This is a genomic window from Acidobacteriota bacterium, assembly GCA_039683095.1.
Classification (GTDB): Bacteria; Acidobacteriota; Aminicenantia; order Aminicenantales; family Saccharicenantaceae; genus RBG-16-66-30.
This window is the reverse complement of the sequence record JBDKSB010000008.1, coordinates 36,982-57,419: the sequence shown is the minus strand read 5'-3', so window position 1 is coordinate 57,419 and position 20,438 is coordinate 36,982. Positions and strand designations below refer to the sequence as shown.

General features: G+C 67.8%; 17 protein-coding genes and 1 tRNA gene. 11 read left to right on the top strand and 7 right to left on the bottom strand.

Going from position 1 to position 20,438, the window contains the following annotated elements; all coding sequences use genetic code 11:
* Positions 1 to 42: 42 nt before the first annotated feature.
* Together ABFD52_05995 and ABFD52_05990 are read right to left on the bottom strand one after the other, a co-directional pair.
* Positions 43 to 444 (bottom strand): hypothetical protein, encoded by a 402-nt coding sequence (locus tag ABFD52_05995; GenBank protein ID MEN6560304.1) that lies wholly within the window; start codon positions 442 to 444, stop codon positions 43 to 45.
* A 201-nt stretch (positions 445 to 645) separates the two neighbouring features.
* On the bottom strand, positions 646 to 2,052 hold the full coding sequence (locus ABFD52_05990; protein MEN6560303.1) for a sigma-54 dependent transcriptional regulator: 1,407 nt from the start codon (positions 2,050 to 2,052) through the stop codon (positions 646 to 648).
* A gap of 134 nt (positions 2,053 to 2,186) precedes the next feature.
* Here ABFD52_05990 and mgtA point away from each other — a divergent pair, with 134 nt between their 5' ends.
* The 8 genes from mgtA (at position 2,187) to ABFD52_05950 (ending at position 11,658) form a co-directional block, all read left to right on the top strand.
* Positions 2,187 to 4,721: a magnesium-translocating P-type ATPase gene (mgtA, locus tag ABFD52_05985; protein ID MEN6560302.1), complete on the top strand. Its 2,535-nt coding sequence runs from the start codon at positions 2,187 to 2,189 to the stop codon at positions 4,719 to 4,721.
* A 385-nt stretch (positions 4,722 to 5,106) separates the two neighbouring features.
* Complete coding sequence (locus ABFD52_05980; GenBank protein ID MEN6560301.1) at positions 5,107 to 5,589, top strand: hypothetical protein; 483 nt, start codon at positions 5,107 to 5,109, stop codon at positions 5,587 to 5,589.
* Positions 5,590 to 5,692: 103 nt separating this feature from the next.
* Entirely contained in the window at positions 5,693 to 6,163 is a 471-nt protein-coding gene (locus tag ABFD52_05975) for a FixH family protein (GenBank protein MEN6560300.1), read from the top strand.
* Positions 6,156 to 7,181, top strand: coding sequence for a hypothetical protein (locus ABFD52_05970; protein ID MEN6560299.1), 1,026 nt, complete (start codon positions 6,156 to 6,158; stop codon positions 7,179 to 7,181). The genes ABFD52_05975 and ABFD52_05970 overlap by 8 nt, the downstream gene beginning before the upstream one ends.
* 10 nt (positions 7,182 to 7,191) lie before the next feature.
* Positions 7,192 to 7,878 carry a hypothetical protein gene (locus ABFD52_05965; protein ID MEN6560298.1) on the top strand — a complete coding sequence of 229 codons (687 nt, stop codon included), beginning with the start codon at positions 7,192 to 7,194 and terminating at the stop codon, positions 7,876 to 7,878.
* Positions 7,879 to 7,882: 4 nt separating this feature from the next.
* Positions 7,883 to 9,082, top strand: a complete 1,200-nt coding sequence (locus ABFD52_05960; GenBank protein ID MEN6560297.1) for an ABC transporter permease — start codon at positions 7,883 to 7,885, stop codon at positions 9,080 to 9,082.
* Entirely contained in the window at positions 9,079 to 9,774 is a 696-nt protein-coding gene (locus tag ABFD52_05955; protein ID MEN6560296.1) for an ABC transporter ATP-binding protein, read from the top strand. Before ABFD52_05960 ends, ABFD52_05955 begins: the two co-directional genes overlap by 4 nt.
* Before the next feature lie 60 nt (positions 9,775 to 9,834).
* Positions 9,835 to 11,658 (top strand): long-chain fatty acid--CoA ligase, encoded by a 1,824-nt coding sequence (locus ABFD52_05950; protein ID MEN6560295.1) that lies wholly within the window; start codon positions 9,835 to 9,837, stop codon positions 11,656 to 11,658.
* 11 nt (positions 11,659 to 11,669) lie between these two features.
* Here ABFD52_05950 and ABFD52_05945 read toward each other — a convergent pair whose 3' ends face one another.
* The 5 genes from ABFD52_05945 to larB all read right to left on the bottom strand — a co-directional run bounded on the left by ABFD52_05945 (position 11,670) and on the right by larB (position 16,860).
* The gene (locus ABFD52_05945; GenBank protein MEN6560294.1) at positions 11,670 to 12,413 is read right to left on the bottom strand and encodes a C4-type zinc ribbon domain-containing protein; all 744 of its coding nucleotides are present in this window, start codon (positions 12,411 to 12,413) and stop codon (positions 11,670 to 11,672) included.
* Between the two features lie 30 nt (positions 12,414 to 12,443).
* Positions 12,444 to 12,515: transfer RNA gene (locus ABFD52_05940), tRNA-Ile, on the bottom strand.
* Positions 12,516 to 12,603: 88 nt separating this feature from the next.
* Positions 12,604 to 14,220: an RNA polymerase sigma factor RpoD gene (gene rpoD / locus ABFD52_05935; protein ID MEN6560293.1), complete on the bottom strand. Its 1,617-nt coding sequence runs from the start codon at positions 14,218 to 14,220 to the stop codon at positions 12,604 to 12,606.
* Positions 14,221 to 14,284: 64 nt separating this feature from the next.
* The gene (dnaG, locus tag ABFD52_05930) at positions 14,285 to 16,009 is read right to left on the bottom strand and encodes a DNA primase (GenBank protein ID MEN6560292.1); all 1,725 of its coding nucleotides are present in this window, start codon (positions 16,007 to 16,009) and stop codon (positions 14,285 to 14,287) included.
* Between the two features lie 107 nt (positions 16,010 to 16,116).
* Positions 16,117 to 16,860, bottom strand: a complete 744-nt coding sequence (gene larB / locus ABFD52_05925; protein MEN6560291.1) for a nickel pincer cofactor biosynthesis protein LarB — start codon at positions 16,858 to 16,860, stop codon at positions 16,117 to 16,119.
* Positions 16,861 to 16,962: 102 nt separating this feature from the next.
* Here larB and ABFD52_05920 point away from each other — a divergent pair, with 102 nt between their 5' ends.
* The 3 genes from ABFD52_05920 (at position 16,963) to ABFD52_05910 (ending at position 20,436) form a co-directional block, all read left to right on the top strand.
* Positions 16,963 to 18,528, top strand: a complete 1,566-nt coding sequence (locus ABFD52_05920; GenBank protein MEN6560290.1) for a family 43 glycosylhydrolase — start codon at positions 16,963 to 16,965, stop codon at positions 18,526 to 18,528.
* 100 nt (positions 18,529 to 18,628) lie between these two features.
* Positions 18,629 to 19,135, top strand: a complete 507-nt coding sequence (locus tag ABFD52_05915; GenBank protein ID MEN6560289.1) for a tetratricopeptide repeat protein — start codon at positions 18,629 to 18,631, stop codon at positions 19,133 to 19,135.
* Complete coding sequence (locus tag ABFD52_05910; GenBank protein MEN6560288.1) at positions 19,132 to 20,436, top strand: DapH/DapD/GlmU-related protein; 1,305 nt, start codon at positions 19,132 to 19,134, stop codon at positions 20,434 to 20,436. Before ABFD52_05915 ends, ABFD52_05910 begins: the two co-directional genes overlap by 4 nt.
* The last annotated feature ends 2 nt before the right edge of the window (positions 20,437 to 20,438 follow it).

The window sequence follows — 20,438 nt, the reverse complement described above, 5'->3', positions numbered from 1 at the left end:
CCACAGGACGGGCAGTGGGGCGAACCCGGGGGCGGCGTTCCATCACGCCGACCCCGGACCCGGCGCATCCTCCCCGGGGGCCGTCAGGCGCCCGAGCACGGCCACGATCTCGGAGATCCCGTCGTCCATGTAGGAGACATAGGCCGGCCGCAGCTTGTGGGCCAGGGCGACAGTCATCGCCTCGTCATCGGGCAGGACCAGAAGAAGCCTCAGGCCCGCGAGGAGATCGCTCAGGCCCGCGAGCGCGCGCAGGTCGTCGTGCGTCGGGTTCCAGACGATCGCCGGCGAGCGAGGCGCCTTGGGCCCGCGCATCCGGGCCTCGAAGTCGGCAAGGTTCGAGAAGACCTCGATGCGGCCGTCCGTGACGAGCGACCCGGCCGCGCCCACCAACGCCCGCCCGTCCTCGGAGGGCCTGGCCATCAGGAAGAACACGTTCAAGGCCATAGCGGTCCTTTCCGCCATCGTTCACAAAGGGAGATTCCAAGAATTGTGCCAAGTCCGGCGCGGGCCCTGACGGCGTCCGGCCGCGGACGCCCGCCCTGGGGCCCCGGGGCCGCCGCCGCCGCCGGCCGGGCCGTCGGGAGGAGGAATTCTGCCGGGCGGGACTCGATGGCCGTCCCGGCCGGTCCCGCGGGACGGCCGGCTTCAGGACAGGGGGATGCCGTATTTCTTGAGGAGCGTGTAGAGGCGCGAGCGGGACAGCCCGGAGAGGCGGCAGGCCTCGGCGATATTGCGGGAGGTCGAACGCATCAGGCCGGCCAGGTACTCGCTTTCCAGCCGGGCCAGCCCCGCTTCGCGGAAGTCCTTCATGGAGGCCGGCGCGGCCGTCTCTCCCGGAAGGGGGGGCCGAACGGGCTCGGAAACCTTCTTTTTCAAAACGGCGTCCCGGGCCAGCCGGACGCGGATATGCTCCGGCAGGTGCTTGGGGAAGAGGACCGGCTCGTCCTTGGCGCTGACGATGGCCTTTTCCAGCGACTGGATGAGCTCGCGGACGTTGCCGGGCCAGTCGTAGGCCGTCAGGACCTGCTCGAAATCGGGCGAAAAGCTCTTCATCGGGATGCCGTATTGATCGCAGAACCTGACGACGTAATGGATGACGAGTTCCTTGAGGTCCTCTCTCATCTCCCGCAGGGGCGGCAGGGCGAGGACGAGGGTCCGGATCCGGAAGAGGAGATCCTCGCGGAAACCTCCGGCCCGGACCATGTCCTCGAGGTTCCGGTTGGTCGCGGTGACCAGCCGGAAATCGCTGGTCACCTCCTGCCCGCCCCCCACCGGGCGGAAGCGGCGCTCCTGGAGGACGCGGAGGAAGGATTTCTGGATGGACAGGGGCAGCTCGCCGATCTCGTCGAGGAAGAGCGTCCCCCCGTCCGCTTGCCGGACCAGCCCGTCGCGGGGCTTGTCGGCCCCGGTGAAGGCGCCCCGGACGTGGCCGAAGAGCGTGCTCTCGACGAGCGTCTCCGGCAGCGCGGCGCAGTCCACGACCACGAAGTTCCGCGAAGCGCGGTCGCTGTTCTGGTGGATGGCCCAGGCGAACAGCTCCTTGCCCGTTCCCGTCTCTCCCGTGATCAGGGCGTTGGCCTCGCTCGAGGCGGCCTGGGCCAGCGCGTCCAGGCAGGCGCGGAGCTTCGGGCTCTTGCCGATGATGCCCTCGGTCTTGAGGGCCACCGGCGCCGGGGCGGCCCGCTTCTTGTCCCGATACTGGAGGGCCCGCTCCACGGCCAGGGCGACGTCCTTGACGGACAGGGGCTTTTCGACGTAATCCCAGGCCCCCTTCTTGATGGCCAGCTCGGCCCCGTCGGGGTCCCCGTAGCCGGTGATGATGATGACCTCGGGCGGGAGCTGGCCGGCCCTCAGCTCGGGCAGGATGTCCAGGCCGGAGCCGTCGGGCATGCGGACGTCGCAGAAGATGATGTCGAAGGCCCCGTCCCGGACGGCCTCCAGGGCCGCGGCCACGCTCCTGGCGACGGACGAACCGTGCCCCATCTTGTCCACGACCTGGCAAAGGGAGTCGGAGACAAGCGGATCGTCGTCGATGATCAGGATCTTGGCCATGGAATCCCACTGATCAGGCCGATTATAGGGAATGCCCGGCCCGGGTGTCAAACAACCCCGCCCGGACGTTCCTTGACACCCTCCGGACCGAGGCCTATCATCGGGGCGCGCGACACCCCAGGGATATAGGAACCATGCCCGATCGAAAGCTCCCGGCGATCGATTACTGGAGCCCTCCCGCCGCCGAGGTCCTGGCCGGGCTCGGGGCGGCGCCGCGGGGTCTCGGCCAGGCCGAGGCCCGGGCCCGGCTCGCCGCGGCCGGGCCGAACGCCCTCAAGGTCAGGAAGAGGTCCCCGGCCGCGGGCCTTTTCCTGAGGCAGTTCAAGAGCCCGCTCGTCCTGATCCTTCTCTTCGGCACGTTCGTATCAGCCCTGGCCCGGGACTTCGCCGACGCCCTGGTCATCCTGGCGATCGTCATCGGGAGCGCGTCCATCACCTTCGCCCAGGAATACTCCGCCTCGCGGGCCGTCGAGAAGCTGCGGAGCCGGCTGGCCCACAAGGTCACGGCGCTCCGCGACGGGGCGCCGGCGTCGGTGCCGGCGGAGGACCTCGTCCCGGGCGATATCGTGATGCTGTCCGCCGGCAGCCTCATCCCGGCCGACGGCCGGGTCCTGGAGGCCAAGGACTTCTTCGTCAGCCAAGCCGCCCTGACCGGGGAGACGTTCCCGGCCGAGAAAAAACCCGGAGAGGCGGCCCCGGTCTCGAGCCTGGCCGAGCGGACCAACTGCGTTTTCGCCGGCACGAACGTGCGCAGCGGGACCGCACTGGCCCTGGTCGCCGTGACCGGAGCCGGGACGGCTTTCGGCCGCATCGCCGACCGGATCGTCCGGCGGCCGCCCGAGACGGAATTCGAGCGCGGCATCCGCCGCTTCGGCCTGATGCTGTCCGAGGTCATGATCGCCCTCATCCTGGTCGTCTTCGGCATGAACATCATCTCGGTCAAGCCGCCCCTCGACTCGCTCCTGTTCGCCATCGCCCTGGCCGTCGGCATCTCGCCGGAGCTCCTGCCGGCCATCATCACCATCAACCTCTCCAAGGGCGCCCGGGCCATGGCCCGCAGCGGCGTCATCGTGCGGCGGCTGAGCTCGATCGAGAACCTCGGCAGCATGGACATCCTCTGCACCGACAAGACGGGCACGCTGACCGCGGGGGTCGTCGAGCTCGACGGCGCCCTCGACGCCGACGGCCGACCGTCCGACGAGGTCTTTCGCTGGGCCTTCCTCAACGCCCGCCTCCAGACGGGGCTGGCCAACCCCCTGGACGAGGCCATCACCGGCGCGCGCTCGATGGTCCCGGGGGCGGCGGTCAAGCTGGATGAGATCCCCTACGATTTCGTTCGCAAGCGCCTGAGCATCGTCGCCCGGGAAGGCGAGGCCGGGCCGATGCTCATCGCCAAGGGCGCCCTGGAGCCCCTGCTCGGCGTCTGCGTCTCTTCCCGGCGGGGCGCCGCGGCCGTCCCGCTGGACGCGGCCGAGAAGGACCGGATCCTCGACCTGTTCGCCCGCTGGAGCGAGGCCGGGTACCGGGTCCTGGGCGTGGCCGTCAAGCCCGTGCCTGTCCAGGCCGCCTACACCCGCGGCGACGAGCGCGGCCTGGCCTTCGCCGGCTTCCTCCGCTTCTTCGATCCGCCCAAGCCCGGCGTGCTGGGGGCGATCGAGGACCTGGCCGGACGGGGAGTGGGCCTGAAGATCGTCACCGGCGACAACCGCCGCGTCGCCGAAAGCGTCGCCCGGATGGTCGGTCTCGAGGTCCGGGGCGTCATCACCGGCTCCGATCTGGCCGTGATGCCGGAGGACGCCCTCGTCCACGCCGTCGAGGGCACGACCTTGTTCGCCGAGACGGACCCGAACGACAAGGAGCGCATCATCCGGGCCATGCAGCGGGCCGGCCATGTCGTCGGCTACCTGGGCGACGGCATCAACGACGCCCCGTCCCTCCACGACGCCGATGTCGGCATCTCCGTCGAGGGGGCCGTCGACGTGGCCCGCGAGGCCGCGGACATCGTCCTGCTCGAGCCCGGCCTGGACGTCATCCGGCGCGGCGTCGAGGAGGGCCGGGTCACCTTCGCCAATTCGCTCAAGTACATCTTCACGACGACCAGCGCCAACTTCGGCAACATGCTCAGCATGGCCGCGGCCTCGGTCGTCCTGCCCTTCCTGCCGCTGCTGGCCAAGCAGGTCCTGCTCAACAACTTCCTGTCCGACATCCCGGCCCTCGCCATCGCCGGGGACAACGTCGATCCGGAGATGGTCCGGTCGCCCCACCGCTGGGACATCCGCTTCATCCGTTCTTTCATGGTCGTCTTCGGCCTGACCAGCTCTATCTTCGACGCCGTCACCTTCGCCGTGCTCCTCCTCCTGCTCAAGGTGCCGCCGGATGTCTTCCGGACCGGCTGGTTCGTCGAGTCCGTCCTGACGGAGCTCCTGGTCGCCTTGGTCGTTCGCACCCGCCGCCCGTTCGTCAGGAGCCGGCCCGGACGGTGGCTCCTGGTCTCGACCTTGATCATCGCCGTCGTGACCCTGTCCTTGCCCTACACGCCGCTGAACGCCCTGCTTGGCTTCACCCCCCTGCCGGCGCCGATCCTGGCCTGGCTGGCCGGGATCACCGCCCTTTACGTCCTCGCGGCCGAGGCGGTCAAAAAGGTCTTCTATTCCCGCCTGAAGGCCTGATGCCTCCGCCCGCCCCGGCGCCGGGGCTTCGGGGAACATCCGGCCTTTACGTTTCTCACCGGCCAGGACACATTCCCGCCCGGCGGTATGAGGCCCCGGTCCGGCCTCCCGGTCCCATGGGGCGGACGCCGCGCCCCCGTCCGGGCCCGCCCACCCGCGCTTGGCACATATCTTGGATTATGGGTTTTCATGAAAACGAGTCCCGCCGGTCCGGAGCGTCCGAAAAAGGCGGTCCGTCGCGTCCGCCCGACGCCGGCCGGGATCTGCAGTGACGGCGCGGTCCGCGTCGAGGTCAGGCCCAAGAGGGGAGGGCGGGCCTTCAGGAAAAGAAGGTCCTTCCATCCTGGATGAGACCGTGGCCGCGCCGAACGAAAGGAGACCGGACATGAGAAGATGGACAGTCGTGGGGGCGGGCGTCGCGGCCCTGCTCGCGGCGGCCCTGCTGGCCGGCCAGACGGCGGCGCCCGGGCAGGTCAAGCCCGAAAAGGAGAAGATCATCAAGGAGCTGAGCCTCCCGGAGATGCGTTCCGTGCTCGGCACGCCCCGGGATGACAGCTCCGGCGTCTCGGACTTCAGCCTGGGCGACAAGGGCGAGGTCCTCATCGCTTATCATTATTACGATGTGGACCAGGACAATTACGAGACGGACCTGGCGTCCGAGATCGGGCCGAAGCTCCAGATGCTCTACCGCAAGTTCAAGAACCTCGATGTCGTCCGCGTCGAGATCGAGACCAATAATCCCGCGCCGCCCCCCCTGTGGAAGCCGTTCTCGGCGTTCACGATGGACCGCAAGACCCTCGAGAAGCTCCATTGGACGTGGTTCGTGACCCGCGATATCCTCGAACAGGTCCTCGACAACGAGAAGTGACCCGGGCCGTGATCCCGGTCCGGGGCCGGGCCGCCTCCTGGATGACCGGGCGGGATTCCGATATAATGGATCGGAATTCGGGACCGGATCGGAGGCGCTATCGATGAGAACGACCAATATCCTGATGATCTCCCTGGCGATCTTCCTGGGCGCGGCGACGGCCCTGGCGGCCCAGCCCGCCGGCTCCTGCTGCAATTCCCCCGGCCTTGTGCCCGGCGGCCAGGAACCCGTTTTCCAGGACCTGCCCAAAGCGGGCAAGAAGTGCTGGATCGGCGAGGTCAACTACTTCACCTGGGAATTCGACAAGACGCCGAAGATGGGGACCTCGGTCCTCATCGTCAAGATCTATGACAAGGACGGGAAGCGGGTCACCGACCTGTCCATCACCGGCCGCTCGGACATGCCGTCGATGCGCGGCGCCCACGATTCGGGCGAGGTTGCCTTCAAGACCAACAAAGCCGGCGACTACCTCTTGCCGGTCAGCGTGGTCATGCCCGGCGACTGGGAGGTCCGGCTGACCTTCGCCCGCAACGGCGTCGTCGTCTTCCGCGGCCGGGTCGCCTTCGATGTCTGAGGCCGGCGGGGCGGGGAGCCGCCGCCCCGGCCGCCGGTCCGCCGTCCGTTTCGGCGCGGCCTGCCTGGCTCTCCTCGGGGCGTTCGCGCCGGGCCTCAGGGCCCAGAGCTCTCTCCTCTACCTCGAGCTCCAGGCGGTCGGGGCCTACGCCACGGCGCCGGGCCGGGTCGATCTCTTCTCGTTCATGGCCGCCGACGCGATGCAGAAGCCGGGCCTCGGGTTCGACTTCGTCCAGCGCCTGAGCGCCGAAACCCGGGATATAGGCGTCCTGGGGGTCCAGGCCCGGCTGGTCTATGACCAGGAGACGAAGCGGCCGAAGCCGCAGCTCTACAACGCCTATCTCCGCCTCAAGCCTAAATTCGCCAACATCTGGATCGGGCACAGCCGCCCGGCCATGGGGCTCGCCTCCGTCCTCGACAATCACGCCCTGCTCCTGCCCGACGCGACCATGTTCGGGTTCGGCTTCGACCGGGATTGGGGCGTCGGCCTCGACCGCGATTTCGCCTGGGGCGGGGTGGCCGCCTCGCTGACCGCGGGCTCCGGCATGCCCCTCTATCTAAAAGGCAACTACCTGGCCGCCGCCAGGATCTTCAAGGGCGTTCTCGCCCGGGACGGCCACAGCGTCGGGCTGTCGCTGTCCCAGGGCCGCGTCCTCGAGACCATGGGCTATACCCTGGCGGACCCTGATCCCGCCGCCTGGACCGCGGCCGGCCTCGACTGGTCCTTCGCCTGGAGGAACCTGGAAAGCCGGGCCGAGATCCTGGCCGGCCGCCGAGGCGGGGCTGGGACCTTTCTCGCCTTCTGGCGCCCGGGCCTGTCCCTTCTCGAGGAAGGCCGGCTGAAGATCGAGCTCCAGCCCGCGCTCATGCGGCGGGCCGGCGACTGGGATTTTTCCCTCGGCTCCGGGCTGACCTACCTCTTCAACGCGGACCTCGCCGGCCGCTTCATGGTCCTCCGCGACAGCGCCGGCCCCGGGGTCCGATTCGTCGTCCAGCTTTATTACTACAAGCGGCTGTAAAGGAACGGAAATGAGTGACATCCGCGGATCATCGACCGGCCGGTCCCGGCCGGTCCGGGCGCTCGTCCCGGCCGCCGCCGGCATCCTTCTCGGCGCCGCGGCCCTGGCGCTCTACGCCGCGGTCGGCTGCGACCTCAACGACCCGGACCGGGACGTCAAGCGTCTCTTCCCCGGCTCGACCGGCTACAAGACGCTCTATGTCTCAGTCTCCAGGAAGGGCGGCGACGGCCTCCTGCGGCAGATCGAGGCCCGCCTGGGCGACAAGTTCACCGGGCTGTTCGAGACGGCCGACGTCCCCTACACCATGTACGAAATCTACAAGGGCACGGAGCTCATCGGCTACATCCACGGCGCCAACCAGAAGGGGACCTACGGCGGGCTCCAGGTCTTCCTGGCCCTCGACCGCGAGGGGGTCATCCGCGGCTTCTATCTCCAGAAGCTCACCTCCAAGGCGGCCAAGGCCTTCCGCGATCCCGCTTTCGGGAACCAGTTCCTCGGCCTCAGCCTGCGGGATTTCTACAGGTACGATGTCGTCACGGGGAAGGAGGAGCCGCCCGGGCCCGTCAGCCGGATCGCGAATCCCGACCCGGGCTCGGACCGCGATTTCCGGGCCATCCTCCGCGCGACCAAGAAGAACCTCGTCCTGGCCGACGAGTTCCTCCTGGGCAACGCCCACCTGAAATTCTTCAAAGGATAGGAACGTGATAAAAAGGATCTCGGTCTTCCAGGTCGCCTACAAGAACCTGCTGCGCAAGAAGACGCGGAGCCTGCTGACGGTCCTGGGCATCGCCATGGCCGCCTGGGTCCTGGTCAGCCTCTTCGGCTTCAACCGCGGCTACGAGGCGTCCCTCAACAAGGACATCGACAACCTCGGCTTCCAGATGCTCGTCGTGGCCAAGGGCTGCCCCTACGAGGCGGCGACGCTCATGCTCAAGGGCGGGACCGGCCTCAAGTACATGGATCCGGCCATCGCCGCGTCCGTCGCGGCCGAGCCCGAGGTCGACAGCGTCACGCCCATGCTCATGCAGGTCGTCTTCGACCCGAACAAGGGCGAGAGCGGCGGGCTGGCCGCGTTCCTGGGCGTCGACCCGGCCACCTACCCGAAGATGAAGAGCGCCCTGCCGTTCAAGGCCGGCGGCTGGTTCCGCGAGGCCGAGGCGGCCGAGGCCGTCTTCGGCTACGAGGTCGCCGAGCTCGAACAGCGGGAGATCGGCGACCTCTATCTCATCCCCGAGAAGGGGGTCGAGGTCAAGGTCGTCGGCATCCTGGAGCGGACGGGGACGCAGGACGACGGCACGATCTTCCTGCCCATCAAGACCGTCCAGAGGATATTCGGGGTCCCGGAGCTGACGTCGATCGGCATCAAGGTCAGGAAGGACGCCAACATGAAGGCCTTCGAGGACAAGATGTACAAGCTGCCCGACGTCCAGGTCGTCAGCCTGACCCAGGTCAAGACGACCATCATGACCCTCGTCTCGACGGCCCGGGTCATGGTCCTCTCGATCGCCGTCATCGCCATCCTCATCGCCATGATGGGCGTCGTCAACACTGTCCTGATGTCCGTCATGGAGAGGCGGCAGGAGATCGGCATCCTCAAGTCGATGGGGGCCATGGCCGGCGACATCTTCAAGCTAGTCTGGCTCGAGACGATCATCCTCTGCATCGGCGGCGGCCTGATCGGCACGGGGCTGGCCCTGGTGACGGCCCGGCTGACGGACGTCCTCGTCCGCAGGCTCCTGCCGTACTCGCCGAGCGGCGGCCTGGTGTCCATCGACACGGGCCTGGTCCTCATGGCCCTCGGGGTGGTCACGGCCATCGGCCTGGCGAGCGGCGTTTACCCGTCCTGGAAGGCGGCCCGGATGAGGCCCCTCGACACCATCCGCAGCGAGGCGGAGTCATGAGCGCCGCGTCCCGCTGGTCCCTCGAGGCCGAGCACCTGAGGCGGCTCTACCGCCGCGGCCCGGAGGAGATCGCCGCCGTCGACGACGTCTCCGTCCGGATCGAGACAGGATCGTTCGTCTCGGTCATCGGGCCGTCGGGCTCGGGCAAGACCACCCTGATCAACGTCCTGGGCTGCCTGGACAACCCGAGCTCGGGCCGGCTGGCGCTCGACGGCCGAGTCGTCTTCAAGAACGGCAAGGGGCTGTCCGAGGCCAAGCTGACCCGCATCCGGCGCGATGTCTTCGGCTACATCTTCCAGAAGTTCTACCTGGTCTCGACCCTGACGGTCCTCGAGAACGTCGTCCTGCCGTTCACCTTCTTCAAGAAGCCGGGGGCCGAGGAGGACGTCGGCCGCCTCCTGGCGCTCCTCGGCCTGGACAAGCGCGCCGACCACCTGCCCGGCCAGCTCTCCGGCGGCGAGATGCAGCGGGTGGCCATCGCCCGGGCCCTGGTGAACAAGCCCTCCATCCTGCTGGCCGACGAGCCGACCGGGAACCTCGACACAGCCCGGAGCGACGAGATCGGCCGCATCCTCCAGGACCTCAACGGGAGGGAAGGGCTGACGATTCTCCTGGTCACCCACAACCCGAAGCTGGCCGCGCTGGCCGACCGGACGATCGAGCTCGTCGACGGGAAGATCCGCACGGCTTGACACGGGCGCCCGGCAAAACTAGAATCGGACCAATTTCAATGGAGTAAGGAGCGCCGCATCATGGTGTCGTCACTCGCGCATTTGCTGGTCCATTCGGTCGCGGCCTACCCGAAGCCGGACTACATGCTGGTCAAGAAGGACGGCGCGTACCGGCCCATCGCCGCCGCGGAGTTCGGGGACAGCGTCAGGCATCTGGCCCTCGGCCTGCGGGCCCTCGGCTTCGGGCCGGGCCAGAAGCTATGCATCCTGTCCGAGAACCGGCCGGAGTGGACCGCGACCGACTTCGCGACGCTCGCCGCGGGCGGGCTGACGGTGCCCATCTACACGACCCTCGTTTCCGAGCAGATCCGCTACATCGTGGACGATTCGGACGCCAGCGTCGTCGTCGTCTCCAATGCCGACCAGTGGAAGAAGATCGAACCTCTCCGGGCCGGCCTGGCCAAGGTCAAGCACTACCTCACCTTCGCCGACGAGGCCCCGGCCGGGGTCCTGACCCTCCGGGAGGTCCTGGACAAGGGCCGGGCCGCGGCCGCGGCCGAGCCGGGCCTGTTCGAGGCGCTCGTGGACCGGATCAAGCCCGAGGACGAGGCGACGCTGATCTACACCTCGGGAACGACCGGCGTCCCCAAGGGGGTCATCCTGACCCACGCCAACCTGCTCTCCAACATCCAGGCGGCCTCGGACGTCCTGGCGTTCTCGGACAAGGATACGGTGCTGTCGTTCCTGCCCCTGTCCCACGTCCTCGAGCGCATGGTCATGTTCACCTACCTATACAAGGGCTGCACGGTGGCCTATGCCGAGAGCGTCGACGCCGTGGCCCAGAACCTGCTCGAGGTCCGGCCGCACATCATGGTCAGCGTGCCCCGGGTCTTCGAGAAGATCTACACCAAGGTCATGGACCAGATCCTGGCCAGCCCGGCCCTGCGGCGACGGATCTTCTTCTGGGCGGTCGGCGTCGGCCGGCAGGCCGGGGCCCTGACCCTGGCCGGCAGGACCCTGCCGCCCGGGCTGAAGCTGAAGAAGGCCGTCGCGGCCAAGCTCGTCTTTTCCAAGATCATCGGCCGGACGGGAGGCCGGGTCCGTTTCTTCGTCTCCGGCGGGGCGCCGCTGTCCAAGGACATCGCCGAGTTCTTCTACGCCATCGGCCTGGTCATCCTGGAGGGCTACGGCCTGACGGAGACCTCGCCGGTTCTGGCCGTCAACACCTTCGACGGCCTGCGGCTGGGGACGGTCGGCAAGCCCGTCCCCGGCGTCGAGATCAGGATCGCCGAAGACGGCGAGATCCTGGCCCGCGGGCCGAACGTCATGAAGGGCTATTATAAGAGGGAGGCGGAAACGCGGGAGATCCTGGAGGGCGGCTGGTTCCACACCGGGGACATCGGCCGCTTCGACGCCGACGGCTTCCTGGTCATCACCGACCGCAAGAAGGACCTCCTGGTCACGTCGGGCGGGAAGAACATCGCCCCCCAGCCGATCGAGAACCTGCTCAAGACCAGCCCCTACATCGCCAACGCCGTGGTCATCGGGGACCGCCGCCGTTTCGCCGCGGCCCTGATCGTGCCGCATTTCGACAAGCTCCGGGACCTGGCCCGGGCGCTGGGGATCGCCTCCGGCTCGATCGAGGAGCTGTGCCGGGAGCCGCGGATCGTCGAGTTCCTCAAGGCCGAGGTCGACAAGGCGACGCCGCTGCTGGCCTCGTACGAGCGGATCAAGAAGATCGCCGTCCTGCCGCGCGACTTCGACATCGAGAAGGGCGAGATGACGCCGTCGCTCAAGGTCCGGCGGGCCAACGTCACGGCCGAGTACCAGGCGGACATCGAGGCCCTGTACGGGGAAGAGGCCGAGAACGGGAACGGGCGGGAGGACGGCGGGGCCGGCGCCTGAGGCCGGCGGGGCTATTCCGCGGCCGGGGGCTCGGTCTTGATCGGCTCGGGCTTGGCCGGGCAGTAGAGGATCCGGCCGCAGGCCTCGCAGAGGATGACCTTGGTCTTGTCCCGGATCTCGTTGAGCATCTGCGGGCGGACGCGCATGTGGCACATGGCGCAGAAGTCGCCCGTGACGGGGGACAGGGCCGTGCCGCCCCTCTTCTGGGAGATGGCCTCGTAGAGCTTGAGCTGCTCGCGGGGGATCTTGGGCAGCAGGGCCTCGCGCTCCCCGGCCAGGGCGGCGTGGCGGGCCTCCGTCTCTTTCATCTTCACGTCGAGGACGACCTTTTCCTTCTTGAGCAGGTCCTCCTCCGCGGCCTGGCGGCGGAGGGCGGCCTGGATGTCCTGCTCGACGTCGTCAGCGGCCAGCATCTCGGCGATGATCTGCTCCTCGAGGGCGTCGACCTTGTGCTGGGTCTCCTCGATCTCGTGGAGAAGGGCGGTGTATTCCTTGTTGCTCTTGACCTCGTTGAGCTGACGCTTGTACTTGCCGATGGCGATCTTCAGGTCCTTGACGTCGTTCTCGAGGTCGCGCCGCTTCTTCTGGTTCTGGGCCATCTTGTCCCTGGCGTCGGCGACCAGCCTGGTCGTGGCCTCGATCTTCCTGTCGACGTCCTGGACGAGGCGCGGGATGCCTTCGAGGACGAGGGAAGCGTCACGGATCTCGGAATCCAGGCGTTGGAGCTCGACTATCAGGTCGAAATCAATTTCCACGGTATACGCATCCTCGGTCTCTCGGTCCCATGGGCCTACCAGGATTCGAACCTGGGACCTACCGGTTATGAGCCGGCGGCTCTACCGCTGAGCTATAGGCCCTCAAGCCCCTCTTTATAACAAAATATTGACCCGGCGTCAATTGAACCGGCCTGCGGAAAGGCCGGCGACCGCACCCCGCCGAGGCCGTTCAGTGGCTGTTGGTGAAGCTCTTGAGCTTGCGGCTGCGGCTGGGGTGCTTGAGCTTGCGCAGGGCCTTGGCCTCGATCTGGCGGATGCGCTCGCGCGTCACCTTGAACTGCTGGCCGACCTCTTCGAGCGTGTGCTCGTTCCCGTCGCCGAGGCCGAAGCGCATCTTGAGGACCCGGCCCTCGCGGTCGGTCAGCGACTTGAGGGCCTCCTCGATCTGCTCCTTGAGGTTGATGTGGATGACCGTGTCGGGCGGGGAGGGGATGAGCTTGTCCTCGATGAAGTCGCCGAGGTGGCTGTCCTCTTCCTCGCCGATGGGCGTCTCGAGGGAGATCGGCTCCTGGGCGATCTTGATGATCTTGCGGACCTTGCTGACGGGCATGTCCATCTTCTTGGCGATCTCCTCGCTCGTCGGCTCGCGGCCGATCTCCTGGACGAGGGCCCGCGAGACCCGGATGAGCTTGTTGATCGTCTCGATCATGTGGACGGGGATGCGGATGGTCCGGGCCTGGTCGGCGATGGCCCGGGTGATGGCCTGGCGGATCCACCAGGTGGCGTAGGTCGAGAACTTGTAGCCGCGGCGGTACTCGAACTTCTCGACGGCCTTCATCAGGCCCATGTTCCCCTCCTGGATGAGGTCCAGGAACTGGAGGCCGCGGTTGCTGTACTTCTTGGCTATGGAGACGACCAGCCGCAGGTTGGCCGCGACCAGCTCCTTCTTGGCCTGGTCGCTGACCTTCTTGCCGGCCGTGATGGCCCGGACGGCCCGCCGCAGGGACTCGGGATCGAGCCCGATCTCGGTCGTCTGCCGCCGCAGCTCCTTGTTGGTGTCGCGGACCTTCTGCTTGAGGACCGGGTCGTCCTTTTTCTTCTTGGCCAGGGCCGCGGCCCAGTCGTCACGGGCGTCCTCGAGGTCGTTGATGACCTTGAGGCGGGTCCGCAGCTCGTCGATGATCTTCTCCCGGTGGGCCGAGCGGAGGTTGAGGTCCCGGATGTACCGGCTGATCTGGACGATGATCCGGCCGCGGCTGACGAGGGTCTTCTTCTTCTCCGGGATGCGATCGAGCTTCTTGCTCAGCTCCCTGATCTTCTTGATCTTGGACAGGATCTGCTTCTTCTTCTCCTCGAGCCGGCCCTCGGCGATGTCCTCCTCGGAGACGTCGAACATCTCCTGGATGACGAAGGGGTTCTCCTTGATCCGCTCCTCGAGGGCCAGGACCTCGTTGAGGACCATGCGGGTCCGGCTGAGGGCCTTGATGATGCTCTTCTCTCCGCGCTCGATCTCCCGGGCGATGGAGATCTCGCCCTCGCGGGTCAGCAGGGAGATGTTGCCCATCTCGCGGAGGTAGAGCTTGACCGGGTCGGTCGTCCGCTCCAGGCCGTGGGTCGAGACGAGATCGGTCTTGCGCCGCTGGGGGAGCATCTCCTTCTGGCGCGAGTCGAGGATCTTGATGCCGTAATCGCCCATCGAGGACAGGAAATCGTCGAAATCCTCCTCGGAGTCGAGGTCCTCTGTGAACGTCTTGTCGATCTCCTCGAACAGCAGGTAGCCCTGCTTGCGGCCCTTGGAGATGAGCTGGGAGATCTCGTCCTTGTGCAACTTGTTATCCGGCGACACGGGGCGCACCTCTTTTCCGACCGTTTGATCCTTTTGGACGTCCGCTCATCGCTCTTTCTTCCCTTCACGTCATCGACAGGATCTGCTTGGTCACGTCTTGCTTCTGGTAGAGAAGGGACAGGAGCTCCTCCTTCTCTCCGGACCTCTCCGACCGGGCGATCTTCTGCTGGATGTCCTTGAGCCGGTTCTGGAGATGGACCTTGCGCAGGGAGCGCAGGCACTCCTGGGCCTCCTCGGCAGATCCCCCGGCCGACTTCTCGAACAGGGCCTGGGCCAGCTGCGACAGCAGGGCCGGCGGCACGCGGCCCTGGAGCCCGGGGAAGCTCCAGGCCTCGTTGTTCCGGAAGCACTCCAGGAAGTAATGGAAGACCGGCTCGCTCCGCAGGCCCTGGAACATTTCCTCGCTGCACTCGGCGAAGACGTCAGTGGCGAGGGCCGGGGCGCTCATGAGGATCTGGAACAGCCGCTTCTCGGCCGGGCAGAAGAGGCCCGGCTCCTCCGCCTTCTTGTCCGGGGCCTTCCGCTCGATGATGTTGCGGAGCAGGTCCTCGGCGACGCCGAGCTTGGCGCTGGCCCGGCGCAGGTACTCTCCCCGGGCGACCGGGTCGGGGGCCTTCTCGATCTCCCGGACGACGGTCCGGACGACCTTGCCCTTCTCCTCGGGGATGTCCATGCGGACCCCGGCCACGAGCGAGTCGACCAGGAAGTCGAGGCCGGGGGCGGCCTTCTTCATCAGGGCCAGGTAGCGGTCGCGGCCGTGCCGGCGGATGAAGGCGTCGGGATCCAGGTCGTCGGGCAGGACGAGGACGTCGACGTTCAGGCCCTTTTCGAGGCCGAGCGGGACCGCCCGGGCCGCGGCCGTCCGGCCGGCGCTGTCGCCGTCGTAGCTGACCACGAGACGCGGGGCGAAGCGCAGGGCCTGCCCGACCTGCCACGGCGTCAGGGCCGTGCCGAGCGAAGCGACGACGTTGGTGACGCCGGCCTGGTAGAGGGACGAGAGATCGGTGTAGCCCTCGACCAGGATGGCCGTCCCTTCCTGGCGGATGGCGTCCTTGGTGAAGTTCAGCCCGTAAAGGAGCTTGCCCTTGGAATAGAGGGGCGTCTCCGGGGAGTTGAGATACTTCGGCTCGGCGTCGAAGACGGTCCGGCCGCCGAAGGCGACGACGCGGCCGGTCAGGCTGAAGATGGGGAAGATGACCCGGCCGCGGAAGCGGTCGCGGAACTCGCCCGGCCGCGAGCCCGGCAGGGCCAGGCCGCCCTTCTCGAGGAGCGGGACGGGGACGTCCTGGGACTTGAAGAAATCGATGAGCGCCGTCCAGGCGTTCAGGGCATAGCCGATCTTGAGCGTCTGTATGGTCTCGTCCGAGAGGCCGCGCTTCTTCAGGTATTCGAGGCCCTTGCGGCCTTCCGCGGTGCCGGCCAGGTTCTTGCGGAAATAGCCGAGGGCCAGCTCGTTGATCTTGAACAGCTTCTCCTCGAGCTTCAGGACCTCGGGCCGGACCCGCTGCTGGGCCGGCAGCGGGACGTGGTAGCGCTCGGCCAGGCTCTTGAGGGCCTCGGGGAAGGTCATGTTCTCCCGTTCCATGAGCAGGGAGAAGATGTCGCCGCCGACGCCGCAGCCGAAGCAGTGATAGAGCTGCTTGTCCTCGTCGATCGTGAAGGAGGGGGTCTTTTCGGTATGGAAGGGGCAGAGCCCGACCCATTTACGGCCCCGCCGCTTCAGGGTCGTGTACTGAGAGGCGATCTCGACGATGGACGAGGCCTGCCTGACCTGGTCAATGATCTCCATGAATGATATCTGGCCCGGACTTTCTCATAGAATATAGGGGCGGCACCGCGCCTTGTCAAGGCACCCGACGGGCTATTTCCCAGGACGATGCCGTCCGTTTCTCTGCGCTATAAATGGTTGATCTGGCTGGCCATGAAGCCGGCCCCGAAGCCGTTGTCGATGTTGACCACGGCCACTCCGCCCGGGCAGGCGTTGAGCATCGCCAGCAGGGCGGCCAGGCCCCGGAAGCTGGCCCCGTAGCCGACGCTGGTGGGCACGGCGATGACCGGCGCCTTGACCAGGCCGGCGGCCACGCTCGGCAGGGCCCCCTCCATGCCGGCCACGGCGATGAGGACCCGGGCCCGCCGCAGCCGCTCGTACTGGCCGAGCAGGCGGTGCAGCCCGGCCACGCCCACGTCGTAGATGCGCTCGACGTCGTTGCCCAGCGTCTCCGCGGTCACGGCCGCCTCTTCGGCGACGGGGATGTCCGAGGTCCCGGCCGTCAGCACTACGATCGTGCCCTGGCCGGCGGGCGGCCGGGATTGGATCCGGGTGATCGTCCGGGCCGTCTCGCTGTAAACGGCGCCGGGCAGCTTGGCCCGGACCTTGGCCCAGGCGGCGGGCTCGACGCGCGTGACCAGGAGGTTCGACCCTTTGGCCAGGATTTCCCGGGCGATGCAGGCGATCTGGGCCGGGGTCTTGCCCAGGCCGAAGACGATCTCCGGGGTCCCCTTGGCCACCTCGCGATGGTGGTCCACCTTGGCGAAATCGAGGTCGCAATAGGGGAAACCCTCGAGCTTCTCGAGGGCTTGAGCGGGGGTCAGGCGGCCCGTCCGGACCTTCTCCAGGATCTCCGCCAGCCGCTTCTTCATCCTGGCCATTCTACCACATCGGCCCGCCTTTTGCCCCTGTCCGCCGGCCCGGCGACCCGGGGCGGTTTGACTTGGCCGCGGACCCGCTGATAACATCCCCCCATGGGCTCCCGAATCAGGCTCCTGCTTCCCGGTTTGATCGTCTTCCTGGCCGCGTCCTGCCGTCCCGCGGACCCGCCGTCGAAAGCCGCCGGGCCGGGGACGGTCCCGCCGGGCTCGTTCGGCGACCTCGGCAACGGCTTTTACCTGAACCCGGTTTTTCCCGGCGACTATCCCGATCCGACCGTGCTGCGCGACGGGGCGGATTACTACATGACCCACACGCCCCATGACAACAAGCCCGGGCTGGTCGTCTGGCACTCCCGGGACCTGGTGAACTGGAGGGCCATCGGCGTCGCCCTGACCGGGGGAGAAGGAGAGATCTGGGCTCCCGAGCTCGTCAAGTACGGCGACCGCTACTACATCTACTATCCCAACCAGACGACCCGTTCGAACTGCGTCGTGACGGCCGCCTCGCCGGCGGGGCCATGGTCGGCCCCGGTGGACCTGAAGATCGGGAACATCGATCCGGGGCATATCGTCGGCGAGGACGGCCACCGCTATCTCTATTTTTCCGACGGCTACATGATCCGCCTGGCTCCCGACGGGCTCTCGACGGTGGGGGAGGCCCGCAAGGTCTATGACGGCTGGACGTATCCGGAAGACTGGCTGGTCGAATGCTTCTGCCTCGAATCGCCCAAGCTTTTCAAGCGCGGCGAATATTTCTATCTCGTCTCGGCTGAGGGCGGAACGTCGGGCCCGGCCACCGGCCACATGGCCGTCGTCGCCCGGTCGAGATCGGTCTTCGGCCCGTGGCGGAACTCGCCCTTCTCTCCCCTGATCCGCACGTTCTCGTCGGCCGAAGCCTGGTGGTCCAAGGGCCACGCCAGCTTCGTCGACACGCCGGACGGCGACTGGTACGTCGTCTATCACGCGGCCAGGAACAACCGCCGCACGCGCGGCCGGATGACGCTCCTCGAGCCCGTCGAATGGACGGCGGACGGCTGGCCCCGCCTCAGGGAGGGCGTCGATCCCTCGCGGCCCATCCCGATGCCCCGGGGCGAGAACGTCGGCTCGACCATCGACCTGCGGGGCGATCTCGAGACGCTCTACCGGGATCACCGTTTCCAGGCCGCCGGATCGTTCGACCCGGCCCGCTACGCCTTCTCCGGGGCCGTCCTGAGGATGAAGCCCCGCGGCGACACGCCGGAAGAGTCCGCTCCGCTGCTCCTCCAGGCCCATCACGACCGCTACGAGATCACGGCCGAGATCGCGGCCGGAGGGCCCGGCTTCCGGGGACTGATGCTCTATTACGGCCGGGGCTTCTATTACGGCTGCGGCCTGGGGCCGGACGGCGTCTACGCCTTCGGCGTCGATCGCCGCGAAAAGATGGCCGGTCTCCCCGGCGGCGGGTCCGTCCATTTCAAGATCGTCTGCGACGACCAGACGGTCGGGCTGTATTTCGGGCCGGACGGCAAAGCCTGGAAGCGGATCGAGGACGCGGTTGACGTCTCGCCCCGCCAGACCAACCTCCTGGGGGGCTTCCGCAGCCTCCGCCCGGCCTTCTTCGCCTGCGGCCGCGGGGCGGCCGAAGCCGAATTCCGGGATTTCTCCTACCGGCCGCTCTGAAACGGCCGGCCCCCGGGCCCGGGCCGCGGGCGGGCTGTTGTCAAAAGGCGGCAAGTCGTGTAAAATAAGCGCACTTCGACTCCACTCGAGAGGAACTGCCGTGCGCGAACAACGATCGAAAAAGGACGAATACCAGAAAGCCCTCGCGGCCTTCGGCCTGGCCGTCAAGGACTTCCAGAAAGGCGATCTCGACAAGGCGGTCGCCGGGTTCAAGGACTTCATCGAGAAATTCCCCGCCGAAAAGGAGATCATCGACCGGGCCCGGGCTTACCTTTCCATCGCCCAGAAAAGGCCGAAGAAAGAGGCCGTTTCGCCCAAGGGCTTCGACGATTTCTACCATCTGGCCGTGGCCAAGATCAACCAGAAGGACTACGGGGCGGCCCTCAAGGCCCTCGATAAGGCCCTCGAATTCAAGGAGCGCGAGGGGCTCGTCTATTACCTGCAAGCCGACGCCTCCTGCCTGATGGGCCTGACCGACGAGTCGCTCGAGATGCTCAAGAAGGCCATCCAGAAGGACAAGAATTTCGCGGTCCTGGCCCAGAACGAGACCGATTTCGAGCGGCTCTGGGAAGACAAGAAGTTCAAGCTGATCACCAAAGTCCCATGAAACGCTCCACCGTCGTTCTTTTCTGGGGGGGAGAGCGAACGGTCTTCCAGCCGGTCCTGGGGCGGCCGCTCGGCGCCTTCGCTCTCGAGGCCGCCGTCCGCCTCGACCCCGACGCAGTCCTGATCCTCGCCGGCCCGGAACGGCCGGGCCGGGACGATTGGCCGGGCCTCGCGGCCGGCCTCGGGACGCGGCGGCCCGTCTTCGTCCTGCCCGGCGGGGCCGCCGGGGGCGCGGCGCGGCCGGCCGCGCTGGCGGCCCTGCGGGCGGCGCGCCCGATCCTCGAGCGGTATCCGGACTGCGACATCCTCGCCGTTCCGGCCGCCCTGCCTCTGCTCCGGGAACGGACCCTGAAGTCGCTCCTCCGCGCCCATCGGGCCAGGGGCTGGTCCCTGACGTTCCTGAGCGCGGCGGAAGGGCTGGCCGGGGTCGTGGCGATCCGATCGGCCGACGTCTTCCCGTTCCTTAAGACCCTCCCGCAGGCCGCCGGTCCGGCCGGGTTCGAGGCCCTGGCGCGGCGCCTGGCCCTGGCCGGGCGGAAGATCGGCTTCACCGAATGCCCGGACCCGGCCGAGGTCCGGTCCGCCGGCGACGCCGCCGGGGCCGGCCTGGCCGCGGCCGAGCTGAGACGGCGCAAGAACGAAGACCTGGCCCGCCGGGGGGTCGTCTTCCTCGACGCCGCGTCCGCCTGGATCGAATGGGACGTTCGGATCGGCCCGCGGACCGTCGTCCAGCCTTTCGTCGTCGTCGAGGGGAAGACGAGGATCGGGGCCGACGTTCGCATCGGCCCGCACGTCCACATCATGTCGTCCGTCCTCGGCGACCGGGTCCGGGTCCTGAGCTCCACGGTCATGGAGGACGCCGTCCTGGAGCACGACGCCCAGGTCGGGCCGTTCTCCCGCTTCCGGCCGGGGACGCGCGTCCGGGCCGGCGCCAAGGTGGGCAATTTCGTCGAGATGAAGAACACCGACTTCGGGCCCGGCTCAAAGGCCCAGCACCTGAGCTACCTGGGCGACAGCAAGGTCGGGGAAGGGGTCAACGTCGGCGCCGGGACGATCACCTGCAACTACGACGGAGTGCGGAAGAACCCCACCCGGATCGAAGCCGGGGCCTTCATCGGCTCGGGCACGGAGCTCGTGGCCCCGGTCACGGTCGGGCGGGGCGCTTACGTGGCCGCCGGCTCGACCATCACCGAGGACGTGCCCGCCGGGGCCCTGGCCATCGCCAGGGCCCGCCAGGTGGAGAAGACCGGCTGGGCGCGGGAGAGGGCCCGCGCCAGGACGAAGGCGCGCAAGGGGGGGTAAGC